Source organism: Bradyrhizobium sp. th-b2, from assembly GCF_000426785.1.
In the GTDB taxonomy this organism is placed as follows: domain Bacteria; phylum Pseudomonadota; class Alphaproteobacteria; order Rhizobiales; family Xanthobacteraceae; genus Bradyrhizobium; species Bradyrhizobium septentrionale.
The window spans coordinates 1-1,475 of the sequence record NZ_AUGA01000246.1; the positions used below are offsets into that span (position 1 = coordinate 1).

Consider the following 1,475-nt stretch of genomic DNA (forward strand, 5'->3'; position numbering starts at 1 on the left):
GCAAGCACTCCACCGCTCCAGGCTGGTGCCGCGTGGGTTTGTTGTAGAGAGTGCGTGCTACGAGCAAGGACACGCTCCTGCGTGTCGTGCGACGCCGCAGCCGTTCGCCGTCCGACCCGCTCAGGGTTATAGGCATTGATGACTGGGCCTGGCGGCGCAATCACCGATACGCCAGTATCATCTGCAACCTGGAAAGGCGCCGGGTCGTCACCTTGCTGCCGGATCGTGAGCTCGCGACCGCCCAAGCCTGGCTGGCTGCTTCCGTTGCGGTCGCGCCACCATTGCGATTGTATCTGACGCGCCAAACAACCGGATTCGCCGCAAATTTTCCTGGGAACCAAACCCCAAACATTTCCGTTGACATGGCCAATAGTAAATCTGCTATAAAGGCATCCGAAAGCAAGGTGGATGTATCCCTCGAGTTCGTCGGCTCGTCGCTTGAAGATCTTTCCGCCTTTCCCCTTCCCTGCAAGAAGGAGATCGGTTTTGCGCTCCGCGCTGCCCAGAAGGGCGAAAAAGGTGAAAATGTAAAGCCGCTGAAAGGTTTTTGGCGGAGCTAGCGTCCTCCAAATCACGTCTAATTTTGATGGAGACCCGTTCCGGGCTGTCTACACGGTTCAGCTGAAAGGCGCCATATACGTACTCCACGCCTTTCAAAAGAAATCCACCAAAGGCAAAAAGACATCCGAGAGCGATAAGGATCTGATACGCGCTCGGCTGAAGACAGCAATCGAGCTACACGCGGAGAAAGCAAATGAGCAAGGCAAGAAGCACAAAAGGCAGCGGTAATGTTTTCGCCGACATCGGCGTGCCGGATGCAGAAATGCATCTTGCCAAGGCTGACCTTGTGCTCGGCATTGCCGCGATCATTCGATCAAAGGGGCTCACACAATCACAGGCCGCGAAGGTGATCGGGATTGCGCAGCCCGATGTGTCGCGACTGATGCGTGGGAATTTTGACGGATTTTCATATGAGCGTCTATTCAACCTTCTCAACGCGCTGGGAGAAAACGTGCGCATTGTAGTTTCGGACGCAAAGCCGAAAACCAAAGCGAAGCTTGAGTTCGAATTTTCGTAATGCTAAGGGTCGCCATTTGAGCGGCCCTTGTTATATCCGCGCCGATGTCGCGTGCGCCTCTGTATACTCTGATCGGGCGGCCGCAGCCTTGCGGCCTCTCTTTCAACGGAACCATAACGAATGTCTAACGACGCGCTCACGGCCACCTGCACAAAGTGCAACGTAGGGCTCACCGTCACCGACAAGACCGACGATGCATCGCATATCAACGCTCAGCAGGCACTGCTCGGAGCAAAGACTATAGGCAACCGGCAAATCCTGCGGTTTTGTGAGCAAGAGGGCAACCAATTCCGCGACGGTCATCGGGGATGTCCCGGGTTCTGTTGAATTTCTGAAGAGGTCGGCGTTGCCCACCTTGAGCCGGTAGGCTCGGGGTGCTGATTCCACAAAGGAGAGC

General features: G+C 55.7%; 3 protein-coding genes and 1 pseudogene. 3 read left to right on the forward strand and 1 reads right to left on the reverse strand.

The window, feature by feature from the left end; translation table 11 throughout:
• Positions 1 to 62 precede the first annotated feature (62 nt).
• The 3 genes and pseudogenes from K359_RS60815 to K359_RS0148075 all read left to right on the forward strand — a co-directional run.
• Positions 63 to 272: pseudogene (locus tag K359_RS60815) on the forward strand (transposase); the annotation flags it as partial.
• 298 nt (positions 273 to 570) lie between these two features.
• Positions 571 to 789 carry a type II toxin-antitoxin system RelE/ParE family toxin gene (locus tag K359_RS66680; protein ID WP_334262130.1) on the forward strand — a complete coding sequence of 73 codons (219 nt, stop codon included), beginning with the start codon at positions 571 to 573 and terminating at the stop codon, positions 787 to 789.
• Positions 755 to 1,078, forward strand: a complete 324-nt coding sequence (locus K359_RS0148075; RefSeq protein ID WP_029085263.1) for a helix-turn-helix domain-containing protein — start codon at positions 755 to 757, stop codon at positions 1,076 to 1,078. Before K359_RS66680 ends, K359_RS0148075 begins: the two co-directional genes overlap by 35 nt.
• Positions 1,079 to 1,180: 102 nt before the next feature.
• Here the strand turns inward: K359_RS0148075 and K359_RS64135 are convergent.
• Positions 1,181 to 1,475 (reverse strand): hypothetical protein (locus tag K359_RS64135; RefSeq protein ID WP_210164125.1); only part of this gene is annotated, 295 nt, incomplete at its 5' end.